The sequence below is a fragment of the Snodgrassella sp. B3088 genome, assembly GCF_026535815.1.
In the GTDB taxonomy this organism is placed as follows: Bacteria; Pseudomonadota; Gammaproteobacteria; order Burkholderiales; family Neisseriaceae; genus Snodgrassella; species Snodgrassella alvi_E.
The window spans coordinates 108,536-126,754 of sequence record NZ_JAFNPG010000011.1; the positions used below are offsets into that span (position 1 = coordinate 108,536).

Genomic DNA, 18,219 nt, shown 5'->3' on the forward strand with positions numbered 1-18,219 from the left:
TCATTACCAACCAATCCAACATCCCAACTGCTATCTTACTAATGGATCTGGTATATAAAATTTAAAATAACTAATAATTTACCAAACTCTACACGACTGGCTGTAGTTAACACTTGGGTACTGAAAAAATTTAAAAATTAACTGCTTACATTTTGAGCAGTATCATGGAATATTGCGAATCCATACTTTTTGTATTGCCATTAACCATTAAGTACTGCGGTTATTTTTAGTCCTCACTTTTTTAATTCTGTTCTGTTTTAGCTAGCCCTCCGGATAATTTGGTCTAAGTAGTCATTGTCCTAGCTTATTCTTTGCTAAAATTAAAACATAAAGTATATGAATAACTGATGAATTAAGCTGAGTGAGAACATGGTAATAGACTGGCACCAAATCCGACCGTTTAATGGTTCCCAGAATAATGCTTTCGAAGAACTGGTGTGCCAGTTGGCTCGGGAGGAGTTTGGTAATGAAGGCGAATTTACACGCTTTGGTACCCCAGACGGAGGACTGGAAGCCATCTGCAAATTTGATGATGGCAGGGTGTATGGCTGGCAGGCTAAATATTTTCTGTATAGTTTTACCAGTATTCAATGGCAGCAAATAAAAGATTCTTTTGAAAACGCCGTGACTAATTATCCTAATCTGACCCATTTTTTTCTATGTGTACCGCTGGATAGAAATAATCCTTGTGTAAAAGGAAAAGAATCTTTTAGAAACAAATGGGATAACAAAGTGCTGGAATGGAAAGAATGGGCTAAGGAGAAGGGAAGGGAGGTTGACATAAAATTCTGGGGTAGTTCTGAGTTAATTGGTTTTTTATCGCTGAAAAAAAATGAAGGAAGAATATATTTTTGGTTTCAAAAAAAAATATTTAATAGTGATTGGTTCAAAAGGCAAAATAAACTTGCCATTGAAGATTTGGGTCGTAGATATACTCCGAAATTTAATATAAAGTTGCCAATTTCAGAAAAATTTAAAGCATTATCTCGAGATAAAAAATATAATAAGGATATTTTAAATAATATTAATGATATATTAATTCAAATTTATAAAGAAATTCCTTCACTGTCAAAGTTTCCAGACTTAAAAAATGAAGCTGAAAAAAAATTTAAACATTTACGAAGAAAATTAAATTTAAATAATTACAATATTGAGAATAAGATTCCTGTTAATGCTATCAGTAAATGTATAAGATCATTTATACTGAAGATTTGTAAGTTTGCTGAAAATAAATTAGTTAATGAAAATATCGATATTAAAAAAGATGTTGATATTATTTTAATGTATTTAAATTCATTATTTGATGAAATATTAAATTCAAATGAAATTAAGTTATTCAATGGAAATGTTCTATGGTTAACTGGTGAAGCAGGTGTGGGTAAATCTCATTTGTTAGCCGATCTAATAAATTTTAGATACGATAATAATAAATTTTCTCTTTTTTTTCTAGGACAGCAATTTACAGAAAGTTCAAATCTTTGGCGACAGATTATAGATAATAAATTAAATTTAGGTTCTGATATGTCGTCTAATTTGTTTTTATCTATTCTTGATTCAATTGCTGAAGCCCAAAAAGAAAGGATTTTTCTTGTAATTGATGCGTTAAACGAAAGTAGAGACAAATTGTTATGGCAGAATAATTTAAATAGTTTTATCAGAGAAATTCAAGAACATCCATATATTGGGCTAATTTTAAGTATTCGGAATACTTATCAAGAAGTTATATATGAAAAATTGAATCCAGAAATAAAAAAGCAAATTTGTATAATTGAGCATCAAGGTTTTGCTGAAAATGGATTAATAGCTATAGAATCTTTTTTTGATCTTTATAACCTTCCGTATCCGACAATTCCTTTACTTAATCGCGAGTTTAATAATCCACTATATCTAAAATTATATTGCGAAAATTTGCAGAAACAGCCAAATAAAATAATACCTAAAGGTGGAATTGGGATAAATTTACTTATTTTCAGTTATGTTCAAAATGTTGAGAGAGAAATTGCTGAAGAAATGGATGAGCCATTAAGTTTAAATTTGGTTCAGCGTGTTATAAATAAAATTGTAGAAGATAATCTTAATGGAATATGTACAGACTATGTGTCAATTCGGCAGTACATCAGAAAAGAGTTACAAGATGTAATTGATATTGATTCAGTCAAAAAACTTATAAATTTACTGCAAAAAAAAGGTTTTTTGAATACATTTACGCAAAATGAAAAAGAATTTATTTATTTCACATACGAGCGAATAGGTGATTTTTTATCTGCTCAGTCTATCCTGCAAGATATAGCTAATGTTCACCAATTTAATAATTGGTTAAATACAAATCAAGGGCAAAATTTTACTTTTGAATTTTATCAACATCAAAAGTTATGGGAAGCTTTCAGTGTTTTAATCCCAGAGCAGTTAGGATTCGAATTGTTTGAAACAGATATATGGAATAACCGAGGGAGTCAATATCGTTCGAATATAATCAATCTTGTTATCAGAAATCTGCCTTGGCGAAGGCCAGAATCTATAAATGTAACACACTTGACCAATTTTATAATTCAAAATCTTGATAGAGTCGATAACAATATTTTTATAGATTCTATATATCAGTTAGCAATTGAACCTAAAAATCCACTTAATAGTTATTATCTGAATAAGCTACTATTTCCTATGTCTATGGGAGATAGAGATGCCCAATGGTCAGCGAGATTAGTATCGTATTTAAAAAACTTGCAGAGCTATCAGAACAAATTTCTTGCCATTAAAAGATTATTGGAATGGTGCAGACAAAATAAAAACAAAGAATATGATATAGAGATGCTATCATTAATAGCCATATCATTATGTTGGGTACTGCCTGTAACATATATTAAACAACGTAATAATGCATTAATTTCATTATCTTATTTGTTTGTTAATCGTTTAACTTTGGCTAATAAAATTTTTAAGTTATTTGAAAAAATCAATGACCCTTATATATTGCAAGGAATATTGGCCGCCATTGAAGCTGCGGCACTAAATTCAGAAAACTTAGGTGGTCTGAAAGAATTAGCAAATACGATTGATAATTCTATTTTTAATAAAGCCAATGGTGAAGAAATCTGCCCAAATGTTATTGTTCGAGACCATGCTCGCTATATTATAGAGTTTTCATTATTAAAAAATGAATATTCTATAGAGAAGGTTTTACAGATTCGTAATAGAATAACGCCACCCTATAACAGTATCTTACCTGAACGTTTGCCAACGAATGAAGAAATCGATAATAAATTTACTACACTGCATCAGCAAATAATAACACATTCGATGCGTCCAGGGTTAGGCAGAAATTCAGGTGAATATGGTGATTTTGGCCGTTATGTGTTTGAAGCAAGCTTAAGATTTTGGAATGAAAGTTTTAAACAAGTTGAAGGTATCAATGCTAACTTATTAAGTAATTATGCATGCTATTTAATATTTACAAAATACGGGTATGATGAAGATAAACATGCATCATTTGATAAATACATATCTGATAACAATCGCTACGATAAAATAGAGCGTATTGGTAAGAAATACCAATGGTTGGCTTTGAGTGAAGTATTAGCCAGAGTAATGGATAACTATCAGGTTTTCGTAACTGAAAATAGTCATGACAAAAAAAATGAATGGCTAAAAGAAATTGATGAATTTGCTTTACCCAAAATACAAATATATATTTTGCCTTCTAATCAAGAGGAAACATTTCACTATAAACTTAGAAAAGATTTACGCTTCATTGCGCAAGATTTTTGGAAGAAAAATCAAAATATTTGGATTAAAAACTTCAAAGATATACCTGATATTCCTGCATTGATTGAACAAACAATAAATGGCGAAAAATGGTTAGTACTGAAAAGAATCATTAATCAGGATGAACCGGATAAATTGGATTTTAGAAAAGAATTTAAAAATTTTAGGTTCTCAATTAATGGCTATTTTGTAAAAATAAATGAATTTAATGAAGTGAAATCAATGATTGAAAAATTTTCCTTTCATAGAATTATCAAAAATGAAGCATTTACTATTTATAATATAGATTATAAAAAATTCTATTTAATGCAATCTTTTACAGGACTTCCACATAATATGTGGGAATGTATTCAACTCGATTCAGGGACATCTGAATTAGAAAAATCGTTTAATATTTTACCATGTGTCATCAATCATAAATGGGAAGAAATTTATGGTAATAAAAGTTATTGGGCAATAATTCCCTGTCGAGAAATATATAATGAAATGGATTTGAGCTGTAATGATAGTTTCTACGAATGGGCTAATAAAAATAAGGAACCCATTTGCATTTTTGTGAATGATGTATCAGAAAATCAATATACTCTTTTGATTAAAAAAGAACCTTTTTTAGATTTTCTTTCTAAAAATAATTTGCAGATTTTTTGGACATTTGAAGGTGAGAAATCTTTTTTTAAAAAGTGTGCAGGTGCTGGCTTTGATAAATATAAAACTAATGAACTTTCAGGAGTCTACTTTTTGTCCGGTTCAGATAAAAAAATAAAAGGCAAATTTTCATCGATGTTAAATGATTACGAAGATAAAAATAAGGGTAAGAAAAAGTTTTCCAGTAAAATAAACAATAATTGCAAGATGAAATTATAAATCCCCTACGTTTTGAATTTAAGTAGAGGATTTATTTAGCTTTAACCATGGAAAATAAAATTAAACTTACTCCACCGTCACCGATTTTGCCAGATTACGCGGTTTATCCACATCGGTACCCCGTGCCAGTGCGGTGTGATACGCCAGTAGCTGTACCGGTATGGTGTGAACAATTGGCGACAGTACACCCATATGTCGTGGTGTGCGAATAACATGTACACCTTCGCCGGCGGTGAATTCGCTGTCTAAATCGGTAAAGACAAACAGTTCGCCGCCGCGTGCTGCAACTTCCTGCATATTGGCTTTGACTTTCTCAAGTAAGCTGTCGTTGGGCGCGATAACCACTACCGGCATATTCTGGTCTACCAGTGCCAATGGCCCGTGTTTGAGTTCGCCGGCAGGATAAGCCTCTGCATGAATATAGGTGATTTCTTTCAGTTTCAGTGCACCTTCAAGGGCGATGGGGTAGTGGATGCCGCGGCCGAGAAACAGGGCGTTGTTTTTGGCAGCAAACTGGTTTGCCCAGCCGGCGATTTGCGGTTCCAGATTAAGTACATGCTGGATGCTGCCCGGTAGCAGGCGCAGTTCGCTGGTGTATTGCTCTTCTTCCTCAGGGGTAACCAGTCCGCGCATTTTGCCTAGGGTAACCGCCAGACCAAACAAGGCCACTAGCTGGGTGGTGAAGGCTTTAGTGGAAGCAACGCCGATTTCGGCACCGGCACGGGTATACAGTACCAGCTCGCTTTCGCGCGGCAGCGCAGATTCCATTACGTTGCAGATAGAGAGGCTGTGCTGCATGCCCAGTGATTGGGCATATTTGAGCGCCTCCATGGTGTCGAGGGTTTCGCCGGACTGGGAAATAGTAATCACCAGTTGTTCGGGGTCAGCAATCACTTTGCGGTAGCGGTATTCGCTGGCAATTTCCACATCGGTGGGTATCTGGGCGATGGCTTCGAGCCAGTAGCGTGCGGTTAGGGCGGCGTAGTAGGAGGTGCCGCAGGCAAGAATTTTGATGCTGCGAATGCGCTCAAAGATGGCGGCAGCATTAATGCCGAAGTTGGCCGGTTCGAAGCCGCCAACTAAAAATACTTCGGCGGTGTCGGTGATGGCTTTGGGCTGTTCGTGGATTTCTTTCTGCATAAAGTGGCTGTACAGGCCAAGTTCGAGCGATGCGAGTGACAGTTCGGACATTTTGATTTCGCGTTCCACCGGTTGCTGGTGTTTGTCGAGCAGCAGGTCGATGCCGTCTGTGGATAACTGTACGATATCGCCATCTTCCAAGAATACCACGCGGCGTGTATAGGCAATTACAGCGGAGACATCCGAGGCGATAAAGCTTTCGTTTTCGCCCAGTGCCACTAACAGCGGGCAGCCCATGCGGGCGGCTACCAGTTTTTCGGGGTTATCGCGAGCGATAACGCCGATGGCGTAGGCTCCTTGGAAACGCTGGCAGGCGTGTTGTACTGCTTGAAAAAGGTTGCCATTGCTGCTGTGGGTGTATTCGTAATGAATGCTGTGGGCAATCACTTCGGTATCGGTTTGTGAGGTGAACTGATAGCCCAGTGCTTCGAGGCGGTTGCGTTCGCTTTCGAAGTTTTCGATGATGCCGTTATGGACGATGGCTATCAGGTTATTTGAAATATGGGGATGGGCATTGGGTTCGGTAACACCGCCGTGTGTTGCCCATCGGGTATGGCCGATGCCAAGGCTGCCTTTTAGACCTGCGGCTTGTGCGGCTTCTTCCATTAGTTTAACGCGGCCGACGCGACGTACGCGCTCTATGCCATTGGGTGTCCAGACGGCAATACCAGAGGAGTCATAACCGCGATATTCCAGTCGTTCCAGACCGCTGGTTAAAAATTCTACTACGTTATTCTGAGCGCGAATGGCGCCAACTATGCCACACATGTTTTATCCTTTTACTACAGGCTGGTTGCTGGTGTGGCTGCGCGTGTGAAGGGTAAGACTGGCCGCGGCTGTTGTGTATGAGAGATGAATGCAGCGGTCGTCTATTTGGTGCGCAGTGCCATGCCTGTCTATGCTGTTTTCAATTGCTTAAGAAGACGATTGTAATGGAAATAGGCGTTTTGCACAGTAATGTTTGCTGATGCAGGCAGCTGAGTGTTTGTTTATTCGGTAGGGATGTGGTTGGGTTGTGTTAATGATTTAGGAAAATTTATTTTTATTTATCAATAAAGTTGATTTTTTATATGCTGGTCGACGGCGGTTGTACTTACATGCGGTATGTTGCTGGTATTGATTTATGCTGTCACTTTGCTAATCAATTTTGACTGAATCTGGCTTTTTTCGATGCTGTGTTGTGCGGAGGTGATGGGGATGGTTTTGCGGGGGCTGCTGATGACCTGATAAATTTTTTTGGCACCATCGGGACAGGCGAAGCAGTTGCTGCATTGGTTTGGACTACATCCGGGCTGAGTAAGACTAATTTGGCGTATGGTTCCTTTACGCAGCCAAAAGCTGAGCATTTGTTCCATAGCGCTTTCCTGTACTTGGAAATGGCGTGCTAAATCTTGCAGGCTGGCCTGTCCGATGCTGATAAGGTAATCGCGAATGGCAGTGATGAGCATATTTTGTCTATCCTGTGCTTTTATGGTTCCTGTTGGTTAGGTATCTGAAAACAAACAGATAGTGACGATAGGGCAGATATCACTATCTGTTTGGGTAAATCTGTTTTAGCGGCTGGTAAAAATGTGCATCTGGTCAGTGGCAGCAGCTGCCTTTGCTATGTGGACAGGTTTTCATGGCTATCTGACAGGTTTGGCGCCGGCTACCGATGATTTTCATGGCACAGATTACGAGGATCAGTAAAATAGCTACACCACCAATCCAGTAGGAGGCACTGGCCGAACGGCTGAGCTGGTGATACTGGTAGTAGACGGTGGCACAGCTCCAGCCAGTGAGGAATGTCCAGCCAGCAACAAATAGCATCCAGCGCCAGCCGGCTTCGCGGTAGATGGTACCAAGCGCAGCGGCACAGGGGGTGTAGAGCAAAATGAATATCAAATATGCCATGGCAGCGGCGCTGCCACCAAAGGAACTTTCAAGTTTAGTTATGGTACGGCTGCTGATGTCCATGTCCTGCTGGACGCTGGCTGTATTTTCGTCAAGGGCTCTGAAGCCAAGCGGGTCAAGAAATGAGCCGGCCATTTCGCTAAGGTTGGCAGGAATGGTTTTCAAAGCTTTGATGATGCCGGCTTGCAGGTTGAATTCTTCCTCGCCACCGTCTTCTTCTGCTTTCATTGAGTAGAGGGAATTAAGCGTGGCGATAACGGCCTCTTTGGCAAAGATGCCGGTGAAGATGCCAACGGTGGCTGGCCAGTTTTGTTCGCTGATACCCATTGGGGTAAACACGGGTGTGATTTTTTGGCTGGCTACAGATAGTACAGACTGGCTGCTATCGGGGTGGCCAAATGAACCGTCGCTTCCAAGGGAGTTGAGCAGGCTAAGAATGGTAACCATCAGCACGATGGCTTGTCCGGCACGGAAAATAAACCCTTTTAAGCGTGACCATGTGAGGTAGAGCATGCCACGTAGTGTTGGTAGGCGATAGGCGGGCATTTCCATGATAAATGGTGTGGTATCACCCGGTAGCAAAGTGTGTTTGAGTATCAGGCCGGTAAAGATGGCGACACCGATACCGAGTAAATACAAGATAAATACGACACTGGAAGCATTATTAGGAAAGAAGATAACGGCAAATAAGGTATAGACGGGTAATCTGGCGCCACAAGACATAAACGGAATCATGCTGATGGACATCAGACGGTCACGTGCGCAGTCTAGGGTGCGTGTGCCCATAATGGCTGGCACACCGCAGCCGAAACCAACGAGCATGGGAACGAACGCTTTACCCGGTAAACCGATGGCACGCATGCCTCTGTCTACAACCATGGCTGCTCGTGCCAGATAGCCGGAATCCTCGAGAAACGACAAACACAGAAACATGGCGGCAATGACAGGGATAAAGGTGGCTACAGTTTGGATGCCGCTACCGATGCCGTTAGCCAGTATAGCTATCAGCCATTCTGGTGAGCCAATATGGGTAAGTAAGGTAGAAAAGCCATCTACAAATATTGTGCCAAAAAGAACATCGAAAAAGTCGATGAATACGGAGCCGAATTTTACTGCCAGCATAAACATAAGGTACATGACAAACAGAAAAAACGGTATGCCGGTATATCGACCTAGGGTAAAACGGTCGATTTTGTCGGATAGTGATTGGTTTGCTTCACGTGGTTTTTCGATAACCGTACGGCTTAGCTGGTCAATGGCATCGTAACGAGAGCTAGCCAGTGCGATGTCGATTTCATAGTTACACCAACTAGATAGTTCGTCGCGACATTGCTGAACAATGTGCTCTTCGTCACTGCTAAGAGAAATAGAACTTTGTTTTAGCAGCAGTTCAATTAATGACCATTGATCAATTTGGTTTACTACACTGTCTGCCGGCAGTTGCGACAGATAGTGGCGGATGATATCACTTTGTTTTTTTCCGAGGGTGTCCAGTTGCGGGTCAGCAGCTGCAGGCTGGCTGAAAGCTTTGCTGATTGCTTGCTGCAATTGTATTAAACCCATCTTTTTCGCTGCGGATATAGCTATGACAGGGCAGCCAAGCTGCTGGGTAAGGGTACTGATATTGATGTTTTCGCCCATGTTCTGCAGGGCATCCATCATGTTGAGTACGACCAGCATTGGCTTTTTCAGATCAAGCAGCTGAAAGGTAAGGTACAGGCTGCGTTGCAGGTTGGTAGCATCGATTATATTGATAATTAGGGTGTCAGGTTCGTTGAGCACGAACTCGCGCGCGATCATTTCGTCCTGTGAGGCTGCCATGTCGAGGTTTTCGATGGCATAGGTACCGGGCAGGTCGACGATTTCTACTGACTGCCCATTTATCTGGGTACTGCCAATTTTGCGCTCTACAGTAACACCTGGCCAGTTGCCTACTTGCTGGCGAGAGCCGGTAAGGGCGTTAAATAATGTGCTTTTGCCGCTGTTGGGGTTGCCGATTAATGCTATTTTCATTACTCAGCCTCAACTACGCCAATAGCCTGTGCTTCGCTGCGGCGCAGGCACAGGTAAAAACCACGGGTTTTGATTTCCAGAGGGTCGCCCATGGGGGCGGTACGGATAACAGTAACGTGGCTGCCGGGAGTGATGCCCATGGCTAACAAGCGGCGGCGAAATGGCATAGATTCGGGCAACAGTCGGGTAATAACTGCCGGTTGCCCGAACGGTAGTTGATCGAGAGTTAGTGTTGACACTGCGCTAAACCTTAGGTGGTAGATTTGGTTTGTTGTTTTTATTGGGAATCATTTTTATTGTGCATGATATTACTTTTGCTTGTTAATTTGCATGCAAGGTTTGCTAAGGGAGTCGCTGTTGTTAAACAGTAATGTCAAGAAAGCGCTTGTGTATGTGATGTTTTTGCAGATTATAATTCCGATGTGTTGAATTTACTGCTGCTTGTGTAAGGATATATACAGATTTTTAGTCAGTTTTGGGAAAGGTGCAAAAAGGAAGATAGGTGGTAGCGCTAGTTTCTCAGCACATCTGGCTAAGCGAAATGTGCTGAGGCTGACAATGATGGCAGGATTATTCCTGTGGTTTTTTTTCAGGGCGCTTCCATTCGTTCAAGGTAGTTTGCCGGCTGCGGGCCAGAGTGAGCTTATCTGGCGGGCAGTTTCTGCTCAAAGTACTGCCGGCACCGGTGGTGGCACGGTCGCCAATGGTGATTGGCGCTACCAGCATGTTGCCGGAACCGATGCGTACTTGGTTGCCGATGACAGTACGGTATTTATTGACGCCGTCGTAGTTGCAAGTGATGGTGCCGGCACCGATATTGGTTTGTTCGCCAATGGTGGCATCGCCCAGATAGGTAAGGTGGTTAGCTTTGCTGCCATAGCCAATGGTGCTGTTTTTGACTTCAACAAAGTTGCCGATGTGTACGGCATCACCAATCTGTGCCTGTGGTCGCAGACGAGCAAACGGACCAATTTGCGCGTTGCTGCCGATAATGCAGTTATCTAGGTGCGAGTTGGGTTGGATTACAGTACCTGCGCCGATGGTGGCGTTTTTTATGACGCAGTTGGCACCAATGCTGACGTTGTCGCCCAGTTCTATGTTGCCTTCAAGTACGACGTTTACATCGATGATGACGTCCTGTCCGTGTTTTAACTGGCCACGTAAGTCGAAGCGTGCCGGATCACGCAGGGTTACGCCGGCCTGAAGCAGGGCGTTGGCCTGTTGCTGTTGCAAAATCCTTTCTAGCTGCGCCAGTTGAAGCTTATTGTTGACACCCGCCGCTAGCCATGAGGCACGTACCTGTAGAGGGTGTACAGGGATTTTATCGTGTTGTGCTCGTGCGATTACGTCGGTTAGGTAGTATTCCTGCTGAGCGTTGTGGTTTTGCAAGGCATTGAGCCATTGAGCCAGTTTGCGGTTGGGCAAAACAAAGATGCCGGTGTTGGTTTCGCAAATGGCTTTTTCGGCAGCGCTGGCATCTTTTTCTTCAACAATGGCGACTACGTTGCCTTGCTGGCGGATGATGCGGCCATAGCCGGTGGGGTTGTCGAGAACGTCGGTAAGTAGAGCGACATCTTCACCAGCGATACTGAGTAAATCCGCTAATGTCTGCTGGTCTATTAAGGGCACGTCGCCATAGAGTATCAGGGTACGTCCGCTGTCAGCCAGATTGGGTAACGCCATTTTAACTGCATGGCCAGTGCCAAGCTGTTGGTCCTGTTCGACCCAGTGTACGTTCGCCTGAATGCGTTGCCTTACTAGCTCTTTACCATGGCCGATAACCACGCTTATGCTGTCAGGGTTCAGACTCTGTGCTGTGTGGATCACCCGTTCCAACATGCTGATGCCGCCTATTTCATGCAGAACTTTAGGCAGACGTGAATACATGCGGGTGCCTTTACCAGCAGCGAGGATAACGATATTAAGGGATGAAGTAGCCATATATCTATATGTGTATGGATGTGAAAAGGGGCTGCAGGTAATCAAGTCTGATTCCGGCAGCCCTGTGTGTTTAAACGCAGTTTATTCAGCACTGCTTTCTGGCTGATCCCACTTGGTGTGAGCCGGCAGTTTTTCATTAACGTCGCCCACCCCGGGTTTCATAGCATGTGGTTCGGGGCGCATTTTGTTGTACAGCATGTTGTGGGAATAAGTGCCATCCTGATACACCACGCGTGTACCCGGTTCGTATTTCTGGCGCAATCTGGTCTGGCCGGTGGCATCCTGATAAGTTTCCCATGTACAGCCGCTGAGTGCCAGTATTGTGCATATCAAGCAGATTCCCGCACGCATGGTGTCATCCTTTGTGGTTGGTGATTTGTAGTCTGTTATTGTAGAGAATTTGTGTGCTGACGTATAGCTTTCACAATAAGGTAAGCGCAATGTCGCGCAGGCCTGCCATATCAGTAACTGCAGCATCAATATTTGCTCTTGGATAACTCTGTGGACCATACCATACAGTACGCATGCCCAGCATATGTGCAGTGTGCAGATTGGCTGGGCTGTCATCAACCATAATGCATTGCTGAGGATGAATATGTAGCTGCCGGCATAGGCTGTGATATGCATGGGGATGGGGTTTACAGTGCATTTCTACATTATCCGTTCCAATTACTGCATGAAAATATTGCTGGATTCCCATTGCTTTGATTAGTGCCTGTACATAGTGGCTGGGACCATTGGAAAAAACTATCTTGTGCCCATGTAGATAGGTCAGTGTCTGTGATAGCTCAGGCATGGGTTTAAGCAAAGGCAGAAGCTTTTCAAGTGGGTGGCAGGCAAGCAGAAATTCGTGCAGATTAATTTCAGGATGATTCAGCCCGATTCCGATAAGTGTAGCACCGTAATCGTCCCAATATTGCTGGCGTAGTTGTGAAGCGGCAATTTGATCAATGTGCAGTTGAGAAGCCAGAAAGTGTGTCATATTCTGATTAATGACGTTGAAGATGCCGGCATCTGCATAATGCAAGGTGTTGTCTAGGTCGAAAATCCAGTAATGAGTTGTCATGGTTTGTAAGATGGCGTCAGGTTTTTACTATATACGCGTAAAACAGGTATGATTGCAGGCACGATATAGATAATTTTAACAACTGGAGGCTGGAATGAAAGCGGGTAAGTGGTTAATCGGTACATTGTGCATGCTGGTTGCGGTATGGGCACAGGCACAGACTGAGGTGCGTCTCGCGGTATATGATTCTTTTGCTTTACCGAAAAATGTTCTGGCCGGATTTGAGCAGCAAAATCAGGTTAAGTTAACCTTAATCAAGGTGGGCAGCGGTAATGAGATGCTGAATAAGCTCATTCTTACCCGCGGCAAACCGATTGCCGATGCCGTATATGGTCTAGACAACAGCAATATCAGCAAGGCGCAACAATATCAGCTCTTTGCCACCACTCAGCCGGCCAGCCGTGCAGTGAATGTTGATTTACCTCAGGCACTGGCCATCGATTACGGCTACATTACCATTAATTATGATAAGGCTTGGTTTCAGAAACATAAAAAACCCTTGCCGCGGTCTTTAGAAGATCTTGCCAGTCCGGCTTACAAAGATTTGCTGGTGATGCCGAGCCCTGCTACATCAACGGTGGGATTGGGGTTTTTGCTGGCGAATATCGGCGGTCTAGGGGAGCAGGCTACATGGCAGTGGTGGGCAAAAATGCGTCAAAATGGTGTCAAAGTGACTAAGGGCTGGAGTGAAGCCTACTACACTGATTTCACGCTGAATGGTGGCAGCCGACCGCTTGTCGTAAGCTATGCTTCCAGTCCCGTAGCTGAAGTATATTACGGTAAAGGGAAATATACTACGCCACCAACCGGAGATCTGCGCTTTAAAGGAGCGGTATTCCGCCAAATAGAAGGTGCGGCGGTATTGAATCATGCTAGCCAGCCGGCATTGGCGGCAAAATTGGTGCAGTATCTGCAAAGTAATCAGGTGCAAAGTGCCATACCGACATCTATGTGGGTTTATCCGGCCGTGAAGGGGGTGTCATTGCCACCGGTATACGCACACATCAGTATTCCCACTAAAGTTGTGCAGCCAACGATGGCAGATATGGCAGCCAAACAGCAAAGCTGGGTGAAACAATGGGTAAAGGTAGTGCAACGCTAAGAGGTCAGGCCTGCAGTTAGGTCTGTGTGACATCAGACAGAACTTAATTAAACGGGGCATGCTAATGCCCTGTTTGATTTTGGTAAGCGTTAAGGTAAAGGTAATAAAACAGTGCATATGAAGCTGAACAGCCTGAAAGTCGGCGCCGGCAGAGTGGGAGAAAAGCTGCCTTACTTGCTGTTATTACTGCCGCTGGGGTTTTTGCTGGCTGTAGTAGTGTTGCCTCTGGGGGCGATGCTGCAACAAACTAATGCAACCAGTTTCCACATGGTGTGGCAGGACGAATATATGCGCCGTCTGCTTGGGTGGACAACTTTGCAGGCTGCCGGTAGTAGTTTGCTGACTTTGCTGTTGGGCGTGCCGGTGGCATGGGCGATTACGCGGTGGCAGTTTGCTGGCCGCAATCTGGTACTGCGGTTGGTCATGCTTCCGTTTGTAATGCCAACACTTGTGGCCGGTGTAGGAATTTTGGCGCTATTTGGTTCACAGGGTTTGCTTTGGCGTGGCTGGGAGGGTACGCCTTGGTTGTTATTGTACGGCAATGTGTTTTTTAATTTACCAGTAATGGTGCGTGCAGTCTATCAAGGCTTATGTCAAGTGCCGGCATCGCGTCTTTATGCAGCGCAAACGCTTGGTAGCAGTGTGTGGCAGCGCTTTATTCAAGTGGAGTTGCCGCAGTTGCTGCCATGGCTAGCTGGCGGTATGTGCATGGTGTTTTTATATTGTTTTTCGGGTTTTGGTCTAGCCTTATTGCTAGGCGGTGAGCATTACATTACGCTGGAAGTACAGATTTATCAGCTGATTGCCTATGAGCTGGATATGGCGCAGGCCGGTGTGCTGGTACTGTGGGTGCTGGCCAGTACGTTTGTATCGGGTATGGTATATGCGCTTGTAAGCCGGTTGAGCACACAGGCCAATATGGTACGAATGCTGCCACCACGGATACCAGTCAGATGGCAGAAATGGGCGCTGTTACTGGCTTTGTTGCTACTGCTAGGTTGCTGTGTACTGCCGCTTATGGCTGTTGCTTGGCGTGCCGTACTTGCTGGCAGCTCTTGGTTAGTGCTGCTGGATGGTAGTACATGGCAGGCACTGCTTAATACAGTACGATTTACTGTAATGGCCATGCTACTGGCACTGCTGCTGGGTATGACACATGCGGCGCTGGCTCATCGCTGGACATGGGTACGTAGTCTGACTTTTTTACCGTTCATGGTCTCACCTGTATGTGTGTCGTTCGGGCTGTTGTTATGCTATCCGGAATGGGCGGCTTCGCTGACCATGTTGATATGTACATATGCATTGCTTGCCTATCCGTTTATTACCAAAGATGTACTGTCTGCATGGGACAGCTTACCGCTCAGTTATATTCAGGCTGCGCGTACGTTGGGTGCCAGTAGCTGGCAGGTGATGCTGTATGTGATTTTGCCTTTGTTACGGCCGGCCTTGCAGCGGGGGCTGGCACTGGCGGCAGCAACCTGTGTGGGTGAATTCGCAGCCACACTTTTTCTATCACGGCCAGAATGGCAGACCCTAACTACCCTGATTTACCATTATCTAAGTACGGCCGGCCGGGATAATTATGACAGAGCAATGGTGCTGACCTTGCTGCTGATGTTGCTGGCCATGCTTTTTTTTGGGTTGCTAGAATGGAGTAAGAGCAAAAAGGAACAACACTTATGCTGAGTTGGCAGCAGGTTAACAAACAATTTGGTCACAAAGTAGTGGCTGCTGATTTAAGCCTGCACGTAGCTGATGGTGAACTGGTGGCGGTACTGGGTGAAAGCGGCAGTGGTAAATCAACGTTGCTGAATATGGCAGCCGGTCTGGTGCAGCCGGATAGCGGACAAATCCTGATTGATGAAGCGGATATTACGTTTTTGCCGGCAGAGCAGCGCCGTATCGGACTCATGTTTCAGGACTACGCTTTATTACCGCATCTGAATGTGTGGCAGAACGTGGCTTTTGGTTTGCGCATGCATGGGGTTAGCAAGGCACAGGCAAAGCAGCAGGCGCAAGAGTTTCTGGCTGAAGTGGGTTTGGCTGACATGGCAATGCAGTCAGTTGAGTCGTTGTCTGGAGGTGAGCAGCAACGAGTAGCACTCATAAGGGCACTGATTTTGCAACCGCGGGCTTTGCTGCTGGATGAGCCTTTCTCTGCACTGGATACAACCTTGCGAGGTAGTTTGCAGCAATTAACCTTACGCCTATTGCGCCAGCAGCAATGTCCGGCCGTACTGGTCACTCACAGCCCGCAGGAAGCATTTGCGCTGGCCGACCGTATCTGCCTGTTGCGGCAAGGACGCTGGGTGCAGGAAGGCAATGCAGCAACACTGCTAGCGCGACCAACAGATGCATGGGCAGCACGTCTGTTAGGCTGTGATAATGTGACAGACCATTGCTATATTCCGCAGCAGGCTTTGTGTTATGACCTTGAAAACGGCGTGCAGGTACAGGTAACTGACGTTTTTCTGACCGCCAGAGCTTACGATGTACAGTTACTGCATCCGCAATATGGATTATTACGCTGGTGGCTACCGCTGCATCGGACGGTGAATCGGGGAGACCAACTACCTTTAACTGTGCTGCAAGATCAAATCGTTTTTTTTCACTGACTCTTTCTTTCAGACGGTATGCACACGCTGACACAACTCTGCATGTGATGCCTACAAACCAAGCGCAAGGTGGTATAATTGCGCCGAATTTTTACCCATTATTGCCAAGTACACACGGAGAACCTCATGGCTTTAGTTTCTATGCGCCAACTGCTCGACCATGCTGCTGAAAACAGCTATGGCTTGCCGGCGTTTAATGTCAATAATCTTGAACAAATGCGTGCGATTATGGAAGCGGCCGATGAAGTTAACGCTCCGGTGATTGTGCAGGCAAGCGCCGGTGCGCGTAAATATGCCGGTGCACCATTTTTGCGCCATCTGATTTTGGCAGCTGTAGAAGAATTTCCGCATATTCCGGTAGTGATGCATCAGGATCATGGCGCTTCTCCGGAAGTGTGCCAGCGTTCTATTCAGCTGGGATTTTCATCTGTAATGATGGATGGTTCTTTGTTGAGCGATGCCAAAACACCTTCTACTTATGAATACAATGTAGATGTGACGCGTAAAACTGTATATATGGCGCATGCGTGCGGGGTGTCGGTTGAGGGAGAAATCGGTTGTCTGGGTAATCTGGAAACCGGCGATGCCGGTGAAGAAGATGGGGTCGGCGCCGCCGGCAAGCTCAGCCATGAACAGATGCTGACCAGTGTGGATGAAGCGGCACGTTTTGTTCAGGATACCGGTGTGGATGCACTGGCAATTGCCATCGGTACCAGCCACGGCGCTTATAAATTTACCCGCAAACCGACAGGCGATGTTTTGCGTATCGACCGCATCCGTGAAATCCACGAACGCCTGCCCAATACCCATCTGGTGATGCATGGTTCCAGCTCAGTGCCACAGGAATGGTTGCAGGTGATTAATGAGTATGGCGGCAAGATTCCGGAAACGTATGGTGTGCCGGTAGAAGAGATTGTCGAAGGGATTAAATACGGTGTGCGCAAGGTCAATATTGACACCGATTTGCGTTTGGCCAGCACCGGTGCCATCCGCCGTTTTCTGGCTACTCATCCGGCAGAATTTGACCCGCGCAAATACTTCACCGAAACCATTAAAGCAATGAAACAGGTGTGTATTGATCGTTATGTGGCTTTTGGTGCTGCTGGCCACGCTGGACAGATTAAACCGGTGTCGCTGGAAAAAATGGCTAACCGTTATGCCGCTGGTGAGCTAGTACAGATTGTAAAATAAATTTATCTGCTAGTGAAAACGGACTGTTCCGATAAGGGGCAGTCCGTTATTGTTTATCAGACGCGCTCTTTAATGCAGCAAAAGTGTGAAATATCTGCTTAGACGCAGCCTGCCTCACATACCGGTACAGCGGTTTGCGTAAACTGGCGCTGAAAATACAGCAAACCCTGATTGTCCTGTTCATTAACATTGATGTACTCAATGGCCACATAAAATACACTGTGACTGCCCATATCATGGCTGTCAATAATACGGCCATGCAGATGAGCCAGTGCCCCCACCAATTGTGGCTGGGTTGTATGCTGGTGATTCTGCCAATCGTGTTGCAAAAACCGCTCATGAGCCGGAATTGAGGTCATACCTGCAAAATGTTCCGCCACATCTTGCTGAGAGGCCGCCAGAACATTTACGCATAATTGTCCGTTGGCGCGCAAAATCGGTTGAATACGAGCATTGCGATTGATGCAGAGTAATAGTGTAGGGGGAGAGTCGGTTACCGAAGCGACTGCGGTGAGGGTAATACCATAGCGTCCGGCTTCCCCTTCTGTGGTGATGACATGCACTGCTGCGGCAACTTTCGACATGGCTTCGCGATACAGTAAAGCCATGGCTGAAGGTGATTGGTTCATGTT

At 44.5% G+C, this 18,219-nt stretch carries 13 protein-coding genes; 5 read left to right on the forward strand and 8 right to left on the reverse strand.

Annotation, left to right across the window (positions count from 1 at the left end; all coding sequences use genetic code 11):
- Positions 1-369: 369 nt before the first annotated feature.
- Positions 370-4,626, forward strand: coding sequence for a hypothetical protein (locus tag J3U75_RS08810; protein WP_267391589.1), 4,257 nt, complete (start codon positions 370-372; stop codon positions 4,624-4,626).
- A gap of 66 nt (positions 4,627-4,692) precedes the next feature.
- Here J3U75_RS08810 and glmS read toward each other — a convergent pair whose 3' ends face one another.
- From glmS to J3U75_RS08845, 7 genes are all read right to left on the reverse strand, one after another.
- The gene (gene glmS, locus J3U75_RS08815) at positions 4,693-6,534 is read right to left on the reverse strand and encodes a glutamine--fructose-6-phosphate transaminase (isomerizing) (RefSeq protein ID WP_267391590.1); all 1,842 of its coding nucleotides are present in this window, start codon (positions 6,532-6,534) and stop codon (positions 4,693-4,695) included.
- Positions 6,535-6,887: 353 nt separating this feature from the next.
- Entirely contained in the window at positions 6,888-7,214 is a 327-nt protein-coding gene (locus tag J3U75_RS08820) for a FeoC-like transcriptional regulator (protein WP_267391591.1), read from the reverse strand.
- A 133-nt stretch (positions 7,215-7,347) separates the two neighbouring features.
- Positions 7,348-9,672 (reverse strand): Fe(2+) transporter permease subunit FeoB, encoded by a 2,325-nt coding sequence (gene feoB / locus J3U75_RS08825; RefSeq protein WP_267391592.1) that lies wholly within the window; start codon positions 9,670-9,672, stop codon positions 7,348-7,350.
- Complete coding sequence (locus J3U75_RS08830) at positions 9,672-9,911, reverse strand: FeoA family protein (protein ID WP_100140709.1); 240 nt, start codon at positions 9,909-9,911, stop codon at positions 9,672-9,674. The genes feoB and J3U75_RS08830 overlap by 1 nt, the downstream gene beginning before the upstream one ends.
- A 331-nt stretch (positions 9,912-10,242) precedes the next feature.
- Entirely contained in the window at positions 10,243-11,613 is a 1,371-nt protein-coding gene (gene glmU / locus J3U75_RS08835; RefSeq protein ID WP_267391593.1) for a bifunctional UDP-N-acetylglucosamine diphosphorylase/glucosamine-1-phosphate N-acetyltransferase GlmU, read from the reverse strand.
- Between the two features lie 81 nt (positions 11,614-11,694).
- Positions 11,695-11,964 carry a spore cortex protein gene (locus tag J3U75_RS08840; RefSeq protein ID WP_100140707.1) on the reverse strand — a complete coding sequence of 90 codons (270 nt, stop codon included), beginning with the start codon at positions 11,962-11,964 and terminating at the stop codon, positions 11,695-11,697.
- A gap of 70 nt (positions 11,965-12,034) precedes the next feature.
- Positions 12,035-12,679: a pyrimidine 5'-nucleotidase gene (locus J3U75_RS08845; RefSeq protein ID WP_267391594.1), complete on the reverse strand. Its 645-nt coding sequence runs from the start codon at positions 12,677-12,679 to the stop codon at positions 12,035-12,037.
- A 94-nt stretch (positions 12,680-12,773) separates the two neighbouring features.
- On the opposite strand from J3U75_RS08845, the gene J3U75_RS08850 reads away from it, so the two are divergent.
- The 4 genes from J3U75_RS08850 to fba all read left to right on the forward strand — a co-directional run bounded on the left by J3U75_RS08850 (position 12,774) and on the right by fba (position 17,587).
- Positions 12,774-13,781, forward strand: coding sequence for a thiamine ABC transporter substrate-binding protein (locus J3U75_RS08850; protein ID WP_267391595.1), 1,008 nt, complete (start codon positions 12,774-12,776; stop codon positions 13,779-13,781).
- A gap of 117 nt (positions 13,782-13,898) precedes the next feature.
- Positions 13,899-15,467, forward strand: coding sequence for an ABC transporter permease (locus J3U75_RS08855; protein WP_267391596.1), 1,569 nt, complete (start codon positions 13,899-13,901; stop codon positions 15,465-15,467).
- Positions 15,461-16,396 (forward strand): ABC transporter ATP-binding protein, encoded by a 936-nt coding sequence (locus J3U75_RS08860; protein ID WP_267391597.1) that lies wholly within the window; start codon positions 15,461-15,463, stop codon positions 16,394-16,396. Before J3U75_RS08855 ends, J3U75_RS08860 begins: the two co-directional genes overlap by 7 nt.
- Before the next feature lie 126 nt (positions 16,397-16,522).
- A complete protein-coding gene (gene fba, locus J3U75_RS08865) occupies positions 16,523-17,587 on the forward strand; it encodes a class II fructose-bisphosphate aldolase (RefSeq protein ID WP_100140702.1) in 1,065 nt (354 codons plus the stop codon).
- 98 nt (positions 17,588-17,685) lie between these two features.
- Here fba and hpaC read toward each other — a convergent pair whose 3' ends face one another.
- On the reverse strand, positions 17,686-18,216 hold the full coding sequence (hpaC, locus tag J3U75_RS08870; protein ID WP_257388722.1) for a 4-hydroxyphenylacetate 3-monooxygenase, reductase component: 531 nt from the start codon (positions 18,214-18,216) through the stop codon (positions 17,686-17,688).
- Positions 18,217-18,219: the final 3 nt, after the last annotated feature.